This window comes from Flavobacterium sp. YJ01 (genome assembly GCF_029320955.1).
Taxonomy (GTDB): Bacteria; Bacteroidota; Bacteroidia; order Flavobacteriales; family Flavobacteriaceae; genus Flavobacterium.
Genome location: NZ_CP119757.1, coordinates 4,089,306 through 4,104,471 on the forward strand (window position 1 = coordinate 4,089,306; position 15,166 = coordinate 4,104,471).

General features: G+C 33.1%; 16 protein-coding genes. 1 reads left to right on the plus strand and 15 read right to left on the minus strand.

Going from position 1 to position 15,166, the window contains the following annotated elements:
• Positions 1 to 8: 8 nt before the first annotated feature.
• The 15 genes from P0R33_RS18030 to P0R33_RS18100 all read right to left on the minus strand — a co-directional run bounded on the left by P0R33_RS18030 (position 9) and on the right by P0R33_RS18100 (position 14,064).
• Positions 9 to 641: a phosphoribosylanthranilate isomerase gene (locus P0R33_RS18030; protein ID WP_276172550.1), complete on the minus strand. Its 633-nt coding sequence runs from the start codon at positions 639 to 641 to the stop codon at positions 9 to 11.
• A 193-nt stretch (positions 642 to 834) separates the two neighbouring features.
• Positions 835 to 1,614, minus strand: coding sequence for an indole-3-glycerol phosphate synthase TrpC (gene trpC / locus P0R33_RS18035; RefSeq protein ID WP_276172551.1), 780 nt, complete (start codon positions 1,612 to 1,614; stop codon positions 835 to 837).
• 81 nt (positions 1,615 to 1,695) lie between these two features.
• Positions 1,696 to 2,688, minus strand: a complete 993-nt coding sequence (trpD, locus tag P0R33_RS18040; protein ID WP_276172552.1) for an anthranilate phosphoribosyltransferase — start codon at positions 2,686 to 2,688, stop codon at positions 1,696 to 1,698.
• Between the two features lie 138 nt (positions 2,689 to 2,826).
• On the minus strand, positions 2,827 to 3,393 hold the full coding sequence (locus P0R33_RS18045) for an aminodeoxychorismate/anthranilate synthase component II (RefSeq protein WP_276172553.1): 567 nt from the start codon (positions 3,391 to 3,393) through the stop codon (positions 2,827 to 2,829).
• A gap of 89 nt (positions 3,394 to 3,482) precedes the next feature.
• Positions 3,483 to 3,923 (minus strand): hypothetical protein, encoded by a 441-nt coding sequence (locus P0R33_RS18050; RefSeq protein ID WP_276172554.1) that lies wholly within the window; start codon positions 3,921 to 3,923, stop codon positions 3,483 to 3,485.
• 102 nt (positions 3,924 to 4,025) lie between these two features.
• Entirely contained in the window at positions 4,026 to 5,426 is a 1,401-nt protein-coding gene (locus P0R33_RS18055) for an anthranilate synthase component I family protein (protein ID WP_276172555.1), read from the minus strand.
• Positions 5,427 to 5,726: 300 nt separating this feature from the next.
• Positions 5,727 to 7,004, minus strand: a complete 1,278-nt coding sequence (locus P0R33_RS18060) for a hypothetical protein (RefSeq protein ID WP_276172556.1) — start codon at positions 7,002 to 7,004, stop codon at positions 5,727 to 5,729.
• 207 nt (positions 7,005 to 7,211) lie between these two features.
• Positions 7,212 to 7,778, minus strand: a complete 567-nt coding sequence (locus tag P0R33_RS18065; RefSeq protein WP_276172557.1) for a YceI family protein — start codon at positions 7,776 to 7,778, stop codon at positions 7,212 to 7,214.
• Between the two features lie 31 nt (positions 7,779 to 7,809).
• Positions 7,810 to 8,442, minus strand: a complete 633-nt coding sequence (locus P0R33_RS18070) for an NAD(P)H-dependent oxidoreductase (RefSeq protein ID WP_276172558.1) — start codon at positions 8,440 to 8,442, stop codon at positions 7,810 to 7,812.
• Positions 8,443 to 8,446: 4 nt separating this feature from the next.
• On the minus strand, positions 8,447 to 8,908 hold the full coding sequence (locus tag P0R33_RS18075) for a MarR family transcriptional regulator (RefSeq protein WP_229350866.1): 462 nt from the start codon (positions 8,906 to 8,908) through the stop codon (positions 8,447 to 8,449).
• A 297-nt stretch (positions 8,909 to 9,205) separates the two neighbouring features.
• Complete coding sequence (locus P0R33_RS18080; protein ID WP_276172559.1) at positions 9,206 to 10,783, minus strand: glycerol-3-phosphate dehydrogenase/oxidase; 1,578 nt, start codon at positions 10,781 to 10,783, stop codon at positions 9,206 to 9,208.
• Positions 10,784 to 10,950: 167 nt separating this feature from the next.
• Positions 10,951 to 11,469: a GNAT family N-acetyltransferase gene (locus P0R33_RS18085; RefSeq protein ID WP_276172560.1), complete on the minus strand. Its 519-nt coding sequence runs from the start codon at positions 11,467 to 11,469 to the stop codon at positions 10,951 to 10,953.
• 21 nt (positions 11,470 to 11,490) lie between these two features.
• Positions 11,491 to 11,967: a DUF6691 family protein gene (locus P0R33_RS18090; protein WP_276172561.1), complete on the minus strand. Its 477-nt coding sequence runs from the start codon at positions 11,965 to 11,967 to the stop codon at positions 11,491 to 11,493.
• Between the two features lie 10 nt (positions 11,968 to 11,977).
• A complete protein-coding gene (locus tag P0R33_RS18095; RefSeq protein ID WP_276172562.1) occupies positions 11,978 to 12,547 on the minus strand; it encodes a YeeE/YedE thiosulfate transporter family protein in 570 nt (189 codons plus the stop codon).
• A gap of 101 nt (positions 12,548 to 12,648) precedes the next feature.
• Complete coding sequence (locus P0R33_RS18100) at positions 12,649 to 14,064, minus strand: MBL fold metallo-hydrolase (protein ID WP_276172563.1); 1,416 nt, start codon at positions 14,062 to 14,064, stop codon at positions 12,649 to 12,651.
• Positions 14,065 to 14,269: 205 nt separating this feature from the next.
• On the opposite strand from P0R33_RS18100, the gene P0R33_RS18105 reads away from it, so the two are divergent.
• Positions 14,270 to 14,860 (plus strand): HD domain-containing protein, encoded by a 591-nt coding sequence (locus P0R33_RS18105; RefSeq protein WP_276172564.1) that lies wholly within the window; start codon positions 14,270 to 14,272, stop codon positions 14,858 to 14,860.
• Positions 14,861 to 15,166 lie beyond the last annotated feature (306 nt).

A 15,166-nucleotide genomic window follows, 5' to 3' on the forward strand; every position in this document is an offset into this window, starting at 1 on the left:
TTTAAATTTTAAAAGTTGGCAACATCAAATTTGCGCTTGAAATTGCTAAATAAATTTCTGTTTTTTAGCCCCGGTTCAATTTCAAATTTACTATTTACGTCAACAGCGTAAATTGGCAAATTGGTTTTTGAAATTTCTTCAATGGCTTTTAATTCCTTCATTCCGATTCCGCCGCTCAAAAAGAAGGGTTTCTTAGAATTGTATTTTTTTAATATTGTCCAGTCGAAAGTTGTTCCGTTTCCGCCTGGCAGTTTTCCTTTGGTATCAAATAGAAAATAATCTGAGACTTCTTCAAAAGGTTTTATAACTTCAAAATCGAAATTTTCATCGGCTGAAAAAACTTTTATAATTTCAATTTTTTTAGGTAATTTTTCTTTTAACTCTGATAAAAATTCAACGGATTCATTTCCATGTAACTGAACGGCTTGTAAATTATAATTTGTTACTTTTTCTAGAATTTCTTCCTGACTTTGATTTACAAAAACGCCTACTTTTTTGACAGTTTTTATAAGTTCAGGAATAGTTCCGTTAAAATATCGCGCGGATTTTTTCCAGAAAATAAATCCCATATAATCGGGTAGGAGTGCACCTACTTCGAGAATGTTTTCAGGATATTTCATACCGCATATTTTAAGTTTCATTTTGTTGTGTGTGTTTTTAACGCAAAGTGCGCTAAGTTTTTTGTTTTGTATTGTGTTTAAAATGCGAAAAAGTTCGCAAAGCTTTGTGTTTGTTTTTTGCCGCGAATTGCACGAATCTCCACTAATTAAATTCGTGTTAATTGGTGTAATTGCTTCGCCTGTTCGCTATCGCTCGAGTCGTGGCAAACTTAAATTATAGTTTGCTAATGAATTCTGTTGCTGCCTTCCCTGCGTCGTCAGTTTTCATGAAGTTTTCTCCAATTAAAAAACCTTTGTAGCCATAAGGTTTTAATTCTTGAATGGCTTCAATTGAAGAAATGCCGCTTTCTGAAACTTTTACAAAATCATTCGGAATTTTTGGGGCCAATTCTTTACTGAAATCTAAACTTACTTCGAATGTTTTTAAATTTCTGTTATTCACGCCAATCATATCTAAAGTTGGCATAATTGATTTTTCTAATTCTTCTTGATTGTGGACTTCCAAAAGAACTTCTAAACCTAAATTTTTCGCAAATTCAGATAATGATTTAATTTCTTCGCGAGTTAAAACTGCTGCGATTAAAAGAATTAAATCCGCTCCGTGTGCTTTTGCTTCCAAAATCTGATATTCATCAACAATAAATTCTTTTCGCAAAAGCGGAATATTTACTGAAGCTCTGGCCAAAAGTAAATCGTCTAAAGATCCACCGAAATATTTTCCGTCAGTTAAAACAGAGATTCCGCAAGCGCCAGCATTTTCATAGCCTTTTACGACTTCTTCAACAGTAAAATTATTGTTGATAATTGATTTAGAAGGAGAACGACGTTTGTGTTCTGCTATAATTCCAGAATTGCTTTCTTTCAATTTTTTGCTAAGAGAAATTGTTTGTTTTCCAAAAAATACAGAAGCTTCCAATTGAGAAACCGGAATAATGGATTTCTTCAAAATAACTTCTCGTTTTTTATCTATTATTATTTTATCTAGGATATTCATTTTTATGTTGTTTTCAAGTTTCAAGTTTCAGGTTCGCTCCAACAACTTGAAACTTTAAACCTGAAACTTTAAACAATTTATTTACCTGCTTAGTTCTTGTAATTTCTGTAATGCCTGATGTCCTTTTCCAGACAATAAACTTTCTTTTGCTAATTCAAAACCTTCTTTTGGAGAACATTTTGTAACGGTTGCAATTGCCATTGCAGCATTAGCGCAGACTACATTGTTTTGTGCCTCAGTTCCTTTTCCTGAAATAATATTAGTAAAGATTTCTGCCGATTCTTCGATTGTTTTTCCGCCTTCAATTTCAGTTTGGGATAAAAGACGAACGCCAAAATCTTCTGGTTTTAACATTCCTTCCATATGGTTTGAAATCGTTTTGGTTGCGCCTGTTAACGAAATTTCGTCATATCCGTCAAGCGAATGTAAAATAGTGAAATTCACATCAGTATTTTGGTATAGATAGGCATACATTCTTGCCAATTCTAAGTTGAAAACCCCAACTAATTGATTTTGCGGAAAAGAAGGATTTACCATTGGCCCCAACATATTAAAGAAGGTTTTTACCGCCAATTCTTTTCTGATTGGTCCAACATGTTTCATCGCTGGGTGAAATAATGGAGCATGTAAAACGCAGATTCCAGCCTGATCAATACATTTTTCTAAAAAAGAAGGATCGTTGCTGAATTTAATTCCCATTTTTTCCATTACGTTGCTTGATCCAGAAATTGAAGAAACGCCATAATTTCCGTGTTTTGCAACTTTAATTCCAGCCCCAGCAGAAACAAAAGAAGCTAAAGTCGAAATATTGAAAGTATCTTTTCCGTCGCCACCCGTTCCGCATAAATCGATTGTATTATAGGCAGATAAATCAACGCGAATACATAATTCTAACAAAGCTTCGCGAAATCCCGAAAGTTCATCGATAGTAATGCTTCGCATCATAAAAACAGTCAAAAATGCCGAAATCTGGCTCGGATTATATTGACCGCTTGAAATATTAATCAATACTTGTTTTGCTTCTTCTTTAGAAAGCACTTCGTGGTTGATTAATTTGTTTAATATAGTTTTCATTTTTTTGTAGTCTTAAAGTCTAAAGTCGAAGGTCTTAAAGTCCTTGACTTTGTAGTTCATTTATTGCTTGTTTTTTTAGTTTTAAAATTGCGAAAGACCTTTTTTTGACTTTATGACTTTCGACTTTAAAACTTTCGACTAGCTTTTTATCCAATTCTCTAACATTTTTTTTCCGTTTGGAGTTAAGACACTTTCTGGGTGAAACTGAACGCCTCTAACGTCATAATTTCTGTGTCTTAAAGACATTACTTGTCCGTTTTCGTCAAATGAAGTTGCTTCAAGTTCGTCTGGAAGATTGGTGTCTACAACCCAAGAATGGTATCTTCCAACTTCAAATTCTTTTCCTAAACCTTCAAAAAGAATTTCGTCATCTACAACGGTTTTTACATTTGTCGCAACTCCATGATATACTTTATCAAGGTTTGAAAGCGTTCCGCCAAAAACTTCGCCGATTGCTTGTTGTCCTAAACAAACGCCAAGAATGCTTTTTGTCGGACTATATTTTTCGATTACTGCTTTTAATAAACCTGCTTCGTCTGGAATTCCTGGTCCTGGGGAAAGTAAAATTTTATCAAAAGAAGCAATTTCATCAATATCGAATTCGTCGTTTCTATAAACGGTAACTTCGCAGTTTAAATCTTCTAAATAGTGCACTAAATTGTAAGTGAAACTATCGTAATTGTCTATAACTAAAATCTTTTTCATTGTGTGTGTTTTTGTTTCAAGTTTCAGGTTTCAAGTTTAACGTTCCAACAACTTGAAACTTTAAACCTGAAACTTGAAACCAAATTTTCTTATTTTTCTCGAACGTATTTCTCAATGATAATATGATCTACGCCTAATTTTTCTACTTTTTCGATTCCTTTTTGAATTAAGGTATCATTTTGAACTTTTACTACAAATTCGAATTTGTTGTTTTCCCAGTTGCGGTTATTAAAATATTCTAGGTTTTCAGTATAAATGCTGTCTTTCAAAGTATATTTTCCGCCTCCAGCAAAATATAATGCAGTTGTTGAATCTTTTCCGTTTTTCAAATCATGGTTTAAAAAAGCAAAATGAGTTTCGTTTATAATTTTAATCATTTTAGCATTTTTATTGAAGGTTGAAAAAGTAGAATCTTTTTCGGTTGTTTCAGCTGATATAAGACGCCAGGTTCCTTCAATTGAATTTTTCTTTTCAGAAGTACAAGAGGTCATTATAATGATTAAAACTAAAATTGAAATTACTTTTTTCATGGGTTTTATGATTTGTTAGTTAATTGTTTCACCTTTAAAGTTTCAGGTTCACTCCAAAAACTTGAAACTTGAAACTTTAAACCTGAAACTTGAAATAAAAATCTATATTTTTTCTGCAATTTCTAAAGCCGTATTCAAAGCTCTTAATTTATTATAAACTTCCTGCATTTCGCTTTCTTCATCTGAACTGGCAACGATTCCAGCTCCAGCCTGACAATGCAATTGATGATTTTTAGAAAGGAAAGTTCGAATCATAATGGCGTGATTAAAGTTTCCGTTAAAATCCATGAAGCCAATTGCGCCGCCATAAAAATTACGATTTGTTTTTTCGCAATCTTCAATTAATTGCATTGCTCTGTGTTTTGGTGCACCGCTTAAAGTTCCTGCAGGAAAAGTATCTGCAACAACTTGCATTGTTGTAGCTTTATCGTGCAAATGTCCTGTAACTTTAGAAACTAGGTGAATTACGTGTGAGAAAAATTGAACTTCTCTATATTTTTCCACATTTACATCGTGACCGTTTCTGCTCAAATCATTTCTGGCTAAATCAACAAGCATAACGTGTTCGCTATTTTCTTTTTTATCTTCAGAAAGTTCTTTTGCTAAAAGCGCATCTTGCTCATCATTTCCAGTTCTTTTGAAAGTTCCTGCAATCGGATGAATTTCTGCTTTTCTGTCTTTTACAATAATTTGTGCTTCTGGCGAAGAACCAAATATTTTGAAATCTCCATAATCAAAAAAGAATAAATACGGAGAAGGATTTATACTTCTTAAAGCTCTATAAACATTAAATTCATCACCTTTAAAACCTTGTGTAAAACGACGTGATAATACTAACTGAAAAACATCGCCTCTATAACAGTGTTTTTTTGCTAAAGCGACATTTTGCTTAAATTCTTCATCAGTTAAATTAGAAAAACCTTCGCCTTCTTTTGAGAATTTATAAGAAGCTATATTTCTAGATTGTAATAATTGCTCAATTTCTGCGATGTTGTTTTTTCCGTCAACGCTATGGCAGAAAATGTAAGCTTCATTTTTAAAATGGTTAATTGCAATAATGTTTTGATAAACAGCATAAAAAACATCTGGAATTGAAGTTGCATTGTCTTTTTTTGCAATCGATACTTTTTCAAAATAACGAACGGCATCATAAGAAATGTATCCAAATAAACCATTATTGATGAATTTGAAATCATTTTTTTCGGATTGAAACTGACTTGAAAATTCCTGAATTACTTGCGGAATGTTTGTAGTTGAATCAATAGTTGTTTTTTCTGAAGTTCCGTCTGGAAACGTTTTTGAAATAATTTCGTTTTCAATTTTTATAGTTGCAATAGGATTACAGCAGATATAAGAAAAACTGTTGTCATTTCCATGATAATCACTACTTTCTAATAATAAACTGTTCGGGAATTTATCTCTGATTTTAAAGTAGATACTAACAGGAGTAACCGTATCTGCGAGAATTTGTTTGTAATGTGTATTAAGAATAAAAGGTTTCAAAATATTTAGTTTTATGTTGTTTTCGTTAATTTTTCAATTTCAATTTGGACCAAAAAAAAAGGCTTGTCGTGATGACAAGCCTTTTATATTTATAGTTTTACAATACCATAGGAAGCTTTGTTCACGACGTCTGACGTAAATTGTTCCACCACCAAGAATTGTTTAATAATGTTCTCATATTTGTTTTTGTTATGGCAAATATATAAATGTAATTTGAATTGTAGTATATAAAAATTAAAAAAAAACTTTTCTAAAATTGAAATTTTGTTAAATTTAAAATACTAAGATTGCTATAAAAGCTTAATTTCCAATTGCTATTGTATTGTTTGTGCTAGCTCTAAAATCTGGATTTCCTTTTATGTTAGGCGTTGCAAACAATTCTGTGTTTTTCATTTTTGTGTATTCTAAACCAGAATTTGGATTGTAATAATTTTGAATTGAATCATTACTACTTGCAGATTCGCTTGTAATTCCGCCATTGCAATTATTTACAATTGTGTTTTTAAAACTCATTTTAGAAAGATTTACATCTCCATTTCCAATAGCTCCTTCTAATAAAACGAAAGGTGCAAAACCAGAAACAATACTGTTGCTTAAATTGAAAAATGTATTTTCTCTCACAAAAATAGATTCTCTAACCAAACCTTGATTGTTTTCTTCTAAATTGACTAAAGTAATATTGTTGGCATTTATTTTAGTCATTTTTTTAGTCATATCTGTAGTTGCGACTTTCTCGTATGAATCTACTTCGAAACATCTTGATCCTGAGATATCTGATGAGAAAGGATGACGGACTGCAATACTATTTGAAATGTTAATTTGAGCTCCTTGTGTAAAGTCAAAATCATCATCTGTAGTTCTATACGAAATTAAATTAGTCATATTCAAATCTCCTCCATAACATTCGAAAGAATCATCATTAGAGAAACTAATCTGAATGTTGCTAATAAGAGTTTTTCTACCAACGCCAGCCAAAGAAAGACCGTTTAATTCTTTCGTTGCACTTAATTTTCTTCCCGCATATTCAATACGAACATATTTTAAAATACCTGAATTATCTTCTGCATCCTGACCTCCGTAATGATTTAAGTTTGCTTCTAAATCAAAAGGTAAAGTATGAACACCACCTAGAGAATTTATTGGAGCTTTTCCTAAGACAATAATTCCGCCCCAATCTCCAGGTTTTCTGATAGTTTTTTCTTTATTTGAAGTAAAAACAATTGGATCAGTTTCTAAACCTTCGGCAAGGATTTTGGCTCCGCTAGTAATTACAAGAGTTCCACAAGTTTTATCGTCTCCACGAATAACAGTTCCAGGTTCGATTGTTAAAACGGCATTATTTGTAACATATACAACACCAACTAATTGGTAGGTATTTCGTTTTACTAATCTAGTATCTTTATCTATTGTTCCAGCAATAATATTTGTTGCTTCGTTGTATTCTGTTTTTGCAGGATTAAAATTGGTCCAATTGTTCATCCAGTTATTAGTACCGATAATTCCTTTTGGTTGTTGTTGAGCGTGTGAGAAAAAGCTGATTGTGAAGATGATAAGAGCAATACGTAATTTTGTTTTCATAACTATGATTTGGATTTCTAGTTTTTGATTTTTTTAATTGTTCCAAAAGTAGAAGCCCTATGTTAATCAAAGTCCCGATGTTTATTACGAATGCGTTAGTTTAATATTAAGAATGTTAAGCTTGTGAAAAGTTTTAATAAAAAAATAAACCCCGACATCTAAATAATGTCGGGGTTTATTATATTTTGAATTAGTAAGGCTACGAAATTAGAATTTTAAAGCTACAGCCAATTCGAATTCGTCATTGATAGTTTTGTCTCCTAAACCTTCGAAGAAACTACCTGAACCATATTTAATGTCATATTTAGTTCTGTCAACTTTGAAAGCAGTTGTAGCAGTGTTTCCTTTTACAGTAATATCAAAAGTAACTGGTTTAGTAATTCCTTTGATAGTTAAGTCTGCAGTTGCAGTGTAAACGTCAGCAGATTTTGCACCGATTTTTTTGATAACTAATTTTGAAGTTGGGAATTTCTCAGTTCCGAAGAAATCGTCAGCTTTTAAGTGACCGTTTAATTTTCCTTGGTATTCTCCAGTTAAATCTGTAGAAGTTAATGAAGTCATGTCTACAGTAAAGCTACCACCAACTAATTTGTTTCCTTTTAAAACTACAGCTCCATCTTTAAAGTTTACAGTTCCAGAGTGCTCTCCAGTTACTTTTTTACCAACCCATTTGATAGTAGACGCTTTTACGTCGATTTTTTTAGTTTGAGCGTTTACTGAGATACCAGCTGCTGCTACGAATAATGCTATTGCAATTGTTTTTAAATTTTTCATGTTGTAAAATTTGAATTTGATTAATAAATAATTATAGTGTGATAAATAATTCTTCTTGAGATTTTCTAACTTTTTTGTAATGCTGAGCGTCGTCCTCATCATGTCTGTAACCTACAGTTGCAATAACTGAAGCATTTAAACCTAATTTATCGAAACCTAAAATTTCGTTAAATTGAGCTGGATTAAAACCTTCCATTGGAGTAGCATCGATTTTTAATTCTGCTGCAGCTGCCAATAAAGTTCCTAAAGCAATATACGTTTGTTTTGCTGTCCAGATGTTTTTATTTTCTTGAGATAAGTTTGAAATTACGTTATTCATCATATCTTCAAATCCACCTAAAGCTTCTGTTGGAACACCTCTTGTTTCGCTAATGTTTTTGATATAAGCTGCCACAGATTCTGGTCCTGCGTTTAAGTCGTTTGCGAAAATAAATAATTGAGAAGCATCGGTAATTTGAGTTTGTCCGTAAGCCGCAGCTTTTAATTTTTCTCTAATTTCTGGATTTTCTACAACTACTACTTTAAATGGTTGTAATCCGTATGAAGAAGCAGCTAATCTTACAGCTTCTTTTAATGTATTTAAATCAGCATCAGAGATTTTTTTTGTTGCATCAAATCTTTTTGTTGCGTATCTCCAATTAAGATTTTCTAAAATTGTGCTCATAATATTAATTTTGTTGAGTTCTGTATTTTTCTAATAATTTGTTTAATAATTCTAATTCTTCCTGACTTATATTCTCGGCAAATGCGCGCTCATGTGCATCAACTTTCGGATCTAATTCTTTTAAAACATCTAATCCTTTTTGCGTAATCAAAACTTCGATTTTTCTTCTATTATCAGGACAGACATTTCTTGTAACGAATTCTTTCAATAATAATTTGTCAACTAATCGGGTTGTGTTACTCGTTTTTGCTAACATACGTTCTTGTATCACACACATATTAGCAGGATTTCCTTTTTGTCCTCTTAATATACGCAGCACATTATATTGTTCTCCAGACAAGTCATACGGTTTTATCAACTCGTTGAAATGATCCTGAATCACATTTTGTGTGTACATGATATTCAGAATAACTTTTTTCGCATTATCCATCTTAACTGTACTCTTAATAACCTCTTCAATTGTCATAGTCGTAAGTGTATAATTTGTATATACAAATGTAGAGCTTTTAATATTTGTATATACAAGTGTCGTGTTAAAAATTTGTTAATTGATGAATTTCTGAATGTTCATGCGCACAATCTGAATTTTTGTTGTTATAAAAGTAACGTATTTTTTATTTTTAAAGTATTGATATTTTGATGTTTAACTTAAATTTAAAACTGAAAAAAGCGGAAGAATCGAAAAACACTCAAAAAATGCTTTTGTAAGACAGTTTTGAAGAGCAATTAATTTAAATAACTTAAAATCAGCCAAGTTTAATGTTTATTGAAATTCAGAAAGAAGAAAACCTTTGGCAATTGTGGTAAAATTTGAAACTTCTTTAGCAATCCAATCTTCGTCACGACCAAGTTCTTTGGCTAGCAATCGTGCTGTTTTTTCTGAAACTTCAATCGCAGCTCTGGCATCTAAAAAAAGCAGACGAACGCGTCTTGCTAAAATATCATCTACCGTTCTTGCCATTTCGTAACGAATTGCCCAAACGACTTCTGCCAGTGAGAATTCATAATTTGGATGTAGTTTCTCTTTTAATTCTGGTTCGTTTTCTTGTAATTCCAGAATTTTTGAAATATCACTACCATATATATATAAATGATTTTCACGATCAAGATTATTTGTTCGTTTATTTCCGTGAATAGATAAATGTTCCGTAATACAAGGTTTATTCTGAAGTTTTCCTTTTAGAATAGCTTTATCAATTATTTCTTCTGCCATTTTTCTATAAGTTGTCCATTTTCCACCAGTAATGGTTATTAAACCAGTTTCTGAGACAATGATTTTATGGCTTCTTGAAACTTCTTTAGTACTTTTTCCTTCTTCCTTTGGAGCAGCCAAAGGACGTAAACCTGCAAAAACAGATAATACGTCGGCTCGAGTAGGTTTTTTTGCTAAAAAACGTTGTGCAGTTTCCAGTACAAATTGAATTTCGCTTTCTAATGCAATAGGTTCTAAACTTTGCTTTTTGATTAAAGTATCGGTTGTGCCCACAACAATATGATTATGCCACGGAACAGCAAATAAAACTCTGCCGTCTTTGGTTTTCGGAATCATCAATGCATGTTCTCCAGGTAAAAATGATTTATCGAATACTAAATGAATTCCTTGACTTGGAACAATATATTTTTTGTAAACAGTATCATTTAATTTCATTATGGCATTTGTAAAAACTCCCGTTGCATTTACAACCACAGAACCTTTTACATTATAATTCAAACCAGTTTCTTGATCAGTTACTTGAACACCAATTATTTGGTTTTTATCATCTTTCAAAAGATTGATAACTTTAGAATAATTCAAAACACAAGCTCCATTTTCTACAGCAGTCTGTGCAAGATTAATTGCTAGACGCGAATCATCAAACTGACCGTCGTGATAAATAACGCCATTTACCAAACCTTCTTCTTCGACGTTTGGAAGCATTTCTATAGTTTTCTTTTTAGAAAGATATTTAGAACTCCCTAAACTCAAACCGCCTGACAATAAATCGTAAATTTTTAATCCGATGGTATAAAAATAACCACTAAACCAATGGTAATTTGGAATAACGAACGATTGATTTTTTACCAAATGATTCGCATTTTGTGCCAGTAAACCTCTTTCTTTTAATGCTTCTCTAACCAAATGTACATCGCCTTGTGCCAAATAGCGTACTCCGCCATGAACCAGTTTAGTGCTTCGGCTTGAAGTTCCTTTTGCAAAATCTACAGCTTCAAATAAAACGGTTTTGAAACCGCGGCTTGCTGCATCAATTGCAGTTCCGAGCCCGCTTGCTCCACCGCCAATTATTATTACGTCCCAATTTTCGATATTTTGTACCTTTAATAATTGCTCTGAACGATTCATATTTTTACGGGACTTTTTGTTTAAAGCAAACTTAACAAAAGCAAATTAAAAATTGATGAAGAAAAATTTTCTGATTTTATTTTGTTTCAAGTTGATTAGAAATATAAAAATAAACCCGACAGATTTTTATAAACTGTCGGGTTTTTATTGTTGCTAACTTTTTCTTTTTAAGTTAATTGTTTTTCAAATGCTTTTCTTGCGGAGCCTCTTAAATAGACTTCGCCACAAAAAGTATATTTCAATTTTTCTAAAATTTTAAGCATCGGGACATTATCAAAATTGGTGTCAACTTTTATGCTATAAATATTATTATCTGTAGATAAACCTTCAATCTTTTCAAATAGCTTTGTTGCAATTCCTTTTCCTTTTGCTAGTTTTGAAACTGCGACGCGGTGTACAACAGTATAATCGCCATCAGTCAGCCATTTGCCTTCAATATCGTTGTAAGCAGGATCTTTGTCGAACATAATAGCAGCATAACACAAAATAGATTCATTTTCTGTTAGTACGTAACCGCAACCATTTTCGATATCATTTTTAACAGTAAGTTCGTTCGGGTAACCATCTTGCCATTGTGTACTTCCGTCTAATCGTCTTTGTTCAATGGCATCTTGCAGGATTTCCCAAATTACTGGAACTTCAGAAATAACTGCTTTTCTTAATACGAGCTGTTCTTTAGAATTCATTTTTTTAATTTTTATAAAGAATTAATGGGGCAGTTTATCTTTTATCAAACCATAAACCCAAGTTCCGGCAATTGCACTTACAAGAGTAACTACAATAACAGTTGCGCCCGTACCAATTTGAGCAAAAAGCGGTCCTGGGCAAGCTCCAGTAATTGCCCAGCCGAAACCGAATAGCAATCCGCCGTAGATTTGTCCTTTATTGAAAGTCTTTGGTTGAATTTCGATTTTTTCGCCTTGCAAGGTTTTAATATTGAATTTTTTAATCAATTGCACAGATATTAGCCCAACTGCTACAGCGCAGCCAATTACGCCATACATATGAAATGATTCCAGATTGAACATTTCCTGAATACGAAACCAACTAATGATTTCTGCTTTTACGAATACAATTCCGAAAAAGATTCCAACAATTAGATATTTAAGATTTCCTAATGCAGTTTCTTTTTTTTGGCTTGCGTTTATTCCTTCTCCGTCTATATTTTTATTTTCTAAATTCATTTTTCAAATTTTAAAGTGAAAGAATATAAGGTAAAATCAAAAGTGCCATTACAAAACCGCCAATCATAAAACAGATTGTTGCCACTAAAGAAGGCCATTGTAAATTTGATAATCCCATAATTGCATGTCCGCTTGTGCATCCGCCAGCGTAACGAGTTCCGAAACCAACTAAGAATCCGCCAACGACAATCATGATAAATCCACGAAGTGTTAATAAACTTTCCCAAGAAAATAACTGCGAAGGCACTAAACCTGTGTGATCTGTTATTCCGTAAGTGGCTAATTTCTCTGATAATTCAGGAGCAATTTCAACAGGATTTGGATTTGATAAAAAATAAGCCGCAATAAAACCGCCTAGAAATATTCCTAAAACGAAGAATAAATTCCAGCTTTCTTTTTTCCAATCGTATTTAAAAAACGAAATATTTGCAGGAATACAAGCCGCACAAATATGACGAAGTGAAGAACTAATTCCGAAAGATTTATTTCCGATAATTAATAAAATTGGAACAGTTAATCCAATCAACGGACCAGCAACATACCAAGGCCAAGGTTCTCTCAAAATTTCTAGTAAATTCATTTTTTTAGGTTCAAAGGTTCAAAGGTACAGAGGTTCAAAGGTAAAGATTCAAAAGGAAAAACCTTTGTCCCTTTGAACCTTTGCCTCTCTGTACCTCAAATTTATTTTAATACTTTACTTTGACAAACAAAATCTGATTTTGGGATATTTGTTTTTGAAATCGCTCCAAAACCGCCTTCAACTTCAGAGAAATTTCTGAAACCTCTTGCTTGAAGGATAGAAGCAGCAATCATACTTCTGTAACCGCCAGCGCAATGCAGATAAAAATGCTCATTCGGATTAATGTCTTTTACCCAGTCATTAATATAAGCCAAAGGTTTGCTGTAAGCATCTTCTATATGTTCTGCCTCGTATTCGGTTTCTTTACGAATGTCGATTATTTTGTCTTTTTGAATATCTACTTCATTAGCAAATTGCTCGGCTGTAATTCGGTTAACAGAATCAGTTTCGAAACCTGCTTTTTGCCAAGCTTCAAAACCGCCTTCTAAATGTCCGATAATGGTGTCAAAACCAACTCGACTTAAACGAGTTACAGTTTCTTCTTCCATACCAACGGTAGTAACCAAAATGATTGGTTGCTTTACATTAGCAATTAAAGTTCCAACCCAAGGAGCAAAATCGCCATTAATGCCAATATTAATAGATTGCGGAATAAATGCTTTGCTAAAATCAGCAGCACTTCTTGTATCTAAAATCAAAGCCCCAGTTTCTTCTGCAACAGCTTCAAATTCGGTAACATTTATGGCTTTCATTCCGTTGTGTAAAACAGTTTCGAAGCTTTCGTAACCTTGTTTGTTCATGGCAACATTCATGCTGAAATAGGCTGGAGGAGGTAATAATCCATCGGTAACCTCTTTAATGAATTCTTCTTCGGTCATATCTGCGCGAAGTGCATAATTGGTAGCTTTCTGGTTTCCAATTGTAGAAACGGTTTCTTTGCTCATGTTTTTTCCACAAGCACTTCCTGCACCGTGAGCAGGATAAACGATTACATCATCAGCCAAAGTCATGATTTTATCTCTTAAAGAGTGAAATAAAATTCCAGCCAATTGATCTTGTGTCATTCCCGCTGCTTTTTGAGCTAAATCTGGACGACCGACATCTCCAATAAATAAAGTGTCTCCAGAGAAAATTGCGTGATCTTTTCCGTTTTCGTCAATTAGTAAAAAAGTAGTGCTTTCCATAGTATGTCCTGGAGTATGCAAAACTTTAATCGTTACTTTTCCAAGTTTAAATTCTTGTCCGTCTTTTGCAGAAATGCAGTCAAATTCGCAAGCCGCATTTGGTCCGTAAACTATTGGCGCTCCCGTTTCTTTGCTTAAATCGACGTGTCCAGAAACGAAATCAGCGTGAAAGTGCGTTTCAAAAATATATTTCAACTTTACTCCGTCACGTTCTAAACGATCTAAGTAAGGTTGCGTTTCTCTAAGCGGATCTATAATGGCCGCTTCGTCATTTGAGGTAATATAGTATGCACCTTGCGCAAGGCATCCGGTGTAAATTTGCTCTATTTTCATGATAGATATTGTAAAATGATGGGTTACAAAGGTAACTTTGTTTTTTAGAAAAATAGGTGACTTATGTTACAGAAATTAGGTTTTTGTGTAAAAAAATGTGGAGTTTGCCATATTCGATTGAGATAAATTAATTTAAAGTTGAGCAATTACGCTTTAAGCTTTAATTTTGCATATGACTAATGTCATTTCAAAAAATAAAAAAAAAATGAACACGAAAGACTTATTAGATCAAATTGCTTTTATAAAAGAAATTGATAAGGTAAAATACATTCAGCGCAAAACGAAATTGTTTAACAGCGACCGATGCGAAAATGACGCAGAACACAGCTGGCATTTGGCATTAATGGCGATTGTTTTGGCAGAACATTCAAACGAACCGATTGATGTTTTGAAAGTTGTAAAAATGGTTTTGATTCATGATATCGTAGAAATTGATGCAGGCGATGTTTTTATTTATGATACTGTAAAAAGCCATGACAATACGGATGAAGAGCGATTGGCAGCAAACAGAATTTTCGGTCTTTTGCCTAAAAATCAAGCGGATGAATTAATTTCAATTTGGGAAGAATTTGAAGCTGGAGAAACCAACGAAGCCAAATTTGCCAGATCGATGGACAGATTAGAGCCTTTGTTACAAAATACTTCTAACAACGGCGGAACTTGGAAAGAATTTGGAGTGAATTACGATAAGGTATACGAAAAGAAAAGTGTCATTAAAAATGGTTCAACTTCTTTATGGAGTTATGCCGAAGGTTTGATTAATGAGAGTGTTGAAAAGGGGATTTTGAAGAAATAATCAAAACAATCACGTAATCAAAATCAAACATAGCCTGCGGTTTCAACCGCAGGAACTCATGCATAATCACGATACGTTTCCCGCGGTTGAAACCGCGGGCTATGTTTCATACGAATATCTATACACAATATTGTCATTCCGAGGAACGAGGAATCTCCGCAAGAAACTCGACAACGATTGGCAACTTTTCTGTGCGGAGCTACTTGCGGAGATTTCTCCTTCGTCGAAATGACAAACTGTACGGAACTGTAAAAATAACAAGTGTCATTTCTACCCTTTAAATTGTTGAAAAGTTTAACAAATATC

What these genes read in the sequence shown, in the direction of transcription:
- P0R33_RS18030 (WP_276172550.1), bottom strand. Translation starts at nt 641, where the DNA reads ATGAAACTTAAAATATGCGGTATGAAATATCCTGAAAACATTCTCGAA.
- trpC (WP_276172551.1), bottom strand. Translation starts at nt 1,614, where the DNA reads ATGAATATCCTAGATAAAATAATAATAGATAAAAAACGAGAAGTTATT.
- trpD (WP_276172552.1), bottom strand. Translation starts at nt 2,688, where the DNA reads ATGAAAACTATATTAAACAAATTAATCAACCACGAAGTGCTTTCTAAA.
- P0R33_RS18045 (WP_276172553.1), bottom strand. Translation starts at nt 3,393, where the DNA reads ATGAAAAAGATTTTAGTTATAGACAATTACGATAGTTTCACTTACAAT.
- P0R33_RS18050 (WP_276172554.1), bottom strand. Translation starts at nt 3,923, where the DNA reads ATGAAAAAAGTAATTTCAATTTTAGTTTTAATCATTATAATGACCTCT.
- P0R33_RS18060 (WP_276172556.1), bottom strand. Translation starts at nt 7,004, where the DNA reads ATGAAAACAAAATTACGTATTGCTCTTATCATCTTCACAATCAGCTTT.
- P0R33_RS18065 (WP_276172557.1), bottom strand. Translation starts at nt 7,778, where the DNA reads ATGAAAAATTTAAAAACAATTGCAATAGCATTATTCGTAGCAGCAGCT.
- P0R33_RS18070 (WP_276172558.1), bottom strand. Translation starts at nt 8,442, where the DNA reads ATGAGCACAATTTTAGAAAATCTTAATTGGAGATACGCAACAAAAAGA.
- P0R33_RS18075 (WP_229350866.1), bottom strand. Translation starts at nt 8,908, where the DNA reads ATGACAATTGAAGAGGTTATTAAGAGTACAGTTAAGATGGATAATGCG.
- P0R33_RS18080 (WP_276172559.1), bottom strand. Translation starts at nt 10,783, where the DNA reads ATGAATCGTTCAGAGCAATTATTAAAGGTACAAAATATCGAAAATTGG.
- P0R33_RS18085 (WP_276172560.1), bottom strand. Translation starts at nt 11,469, where the DNA reads ATGAATTCTAAAGAACAGCTCGTATTAAGAAAAGCAGTTATTTCTGAA.
- P0R33_RS18090 (WP_276172561.1), bottom strand. Translation starts at nt 11,967, where the DNA reads ATGAATTTAGAAAATAAAAATATAGACGGAGAAGGAATAAACGCAAGC.
- P0R33_RS18095 (WP_276172562.1), bottom strand. Translation starts at nt 12,547, where the DNA reads ATGAATTTACTAGAAATTTTGAGAGAACCTTGGCCTTGGTATGTTGCT.
- P0R33_RS18100 (WP_276172563.1), bottom strand. Translation starts at nt 14,064, where the DNA reads ATGAAAATAGAGCAAATTTACACCGGATGCCTTGCGCAAGGTGCATAC.
- P0R33_RS18105 (WP_276172564.1), top strand. Translation starts at nt 14,270, where the DNA reads ATGAACACGAAAGACTTATTAGATCAAATTGCTTTTATAAAAGAAATT.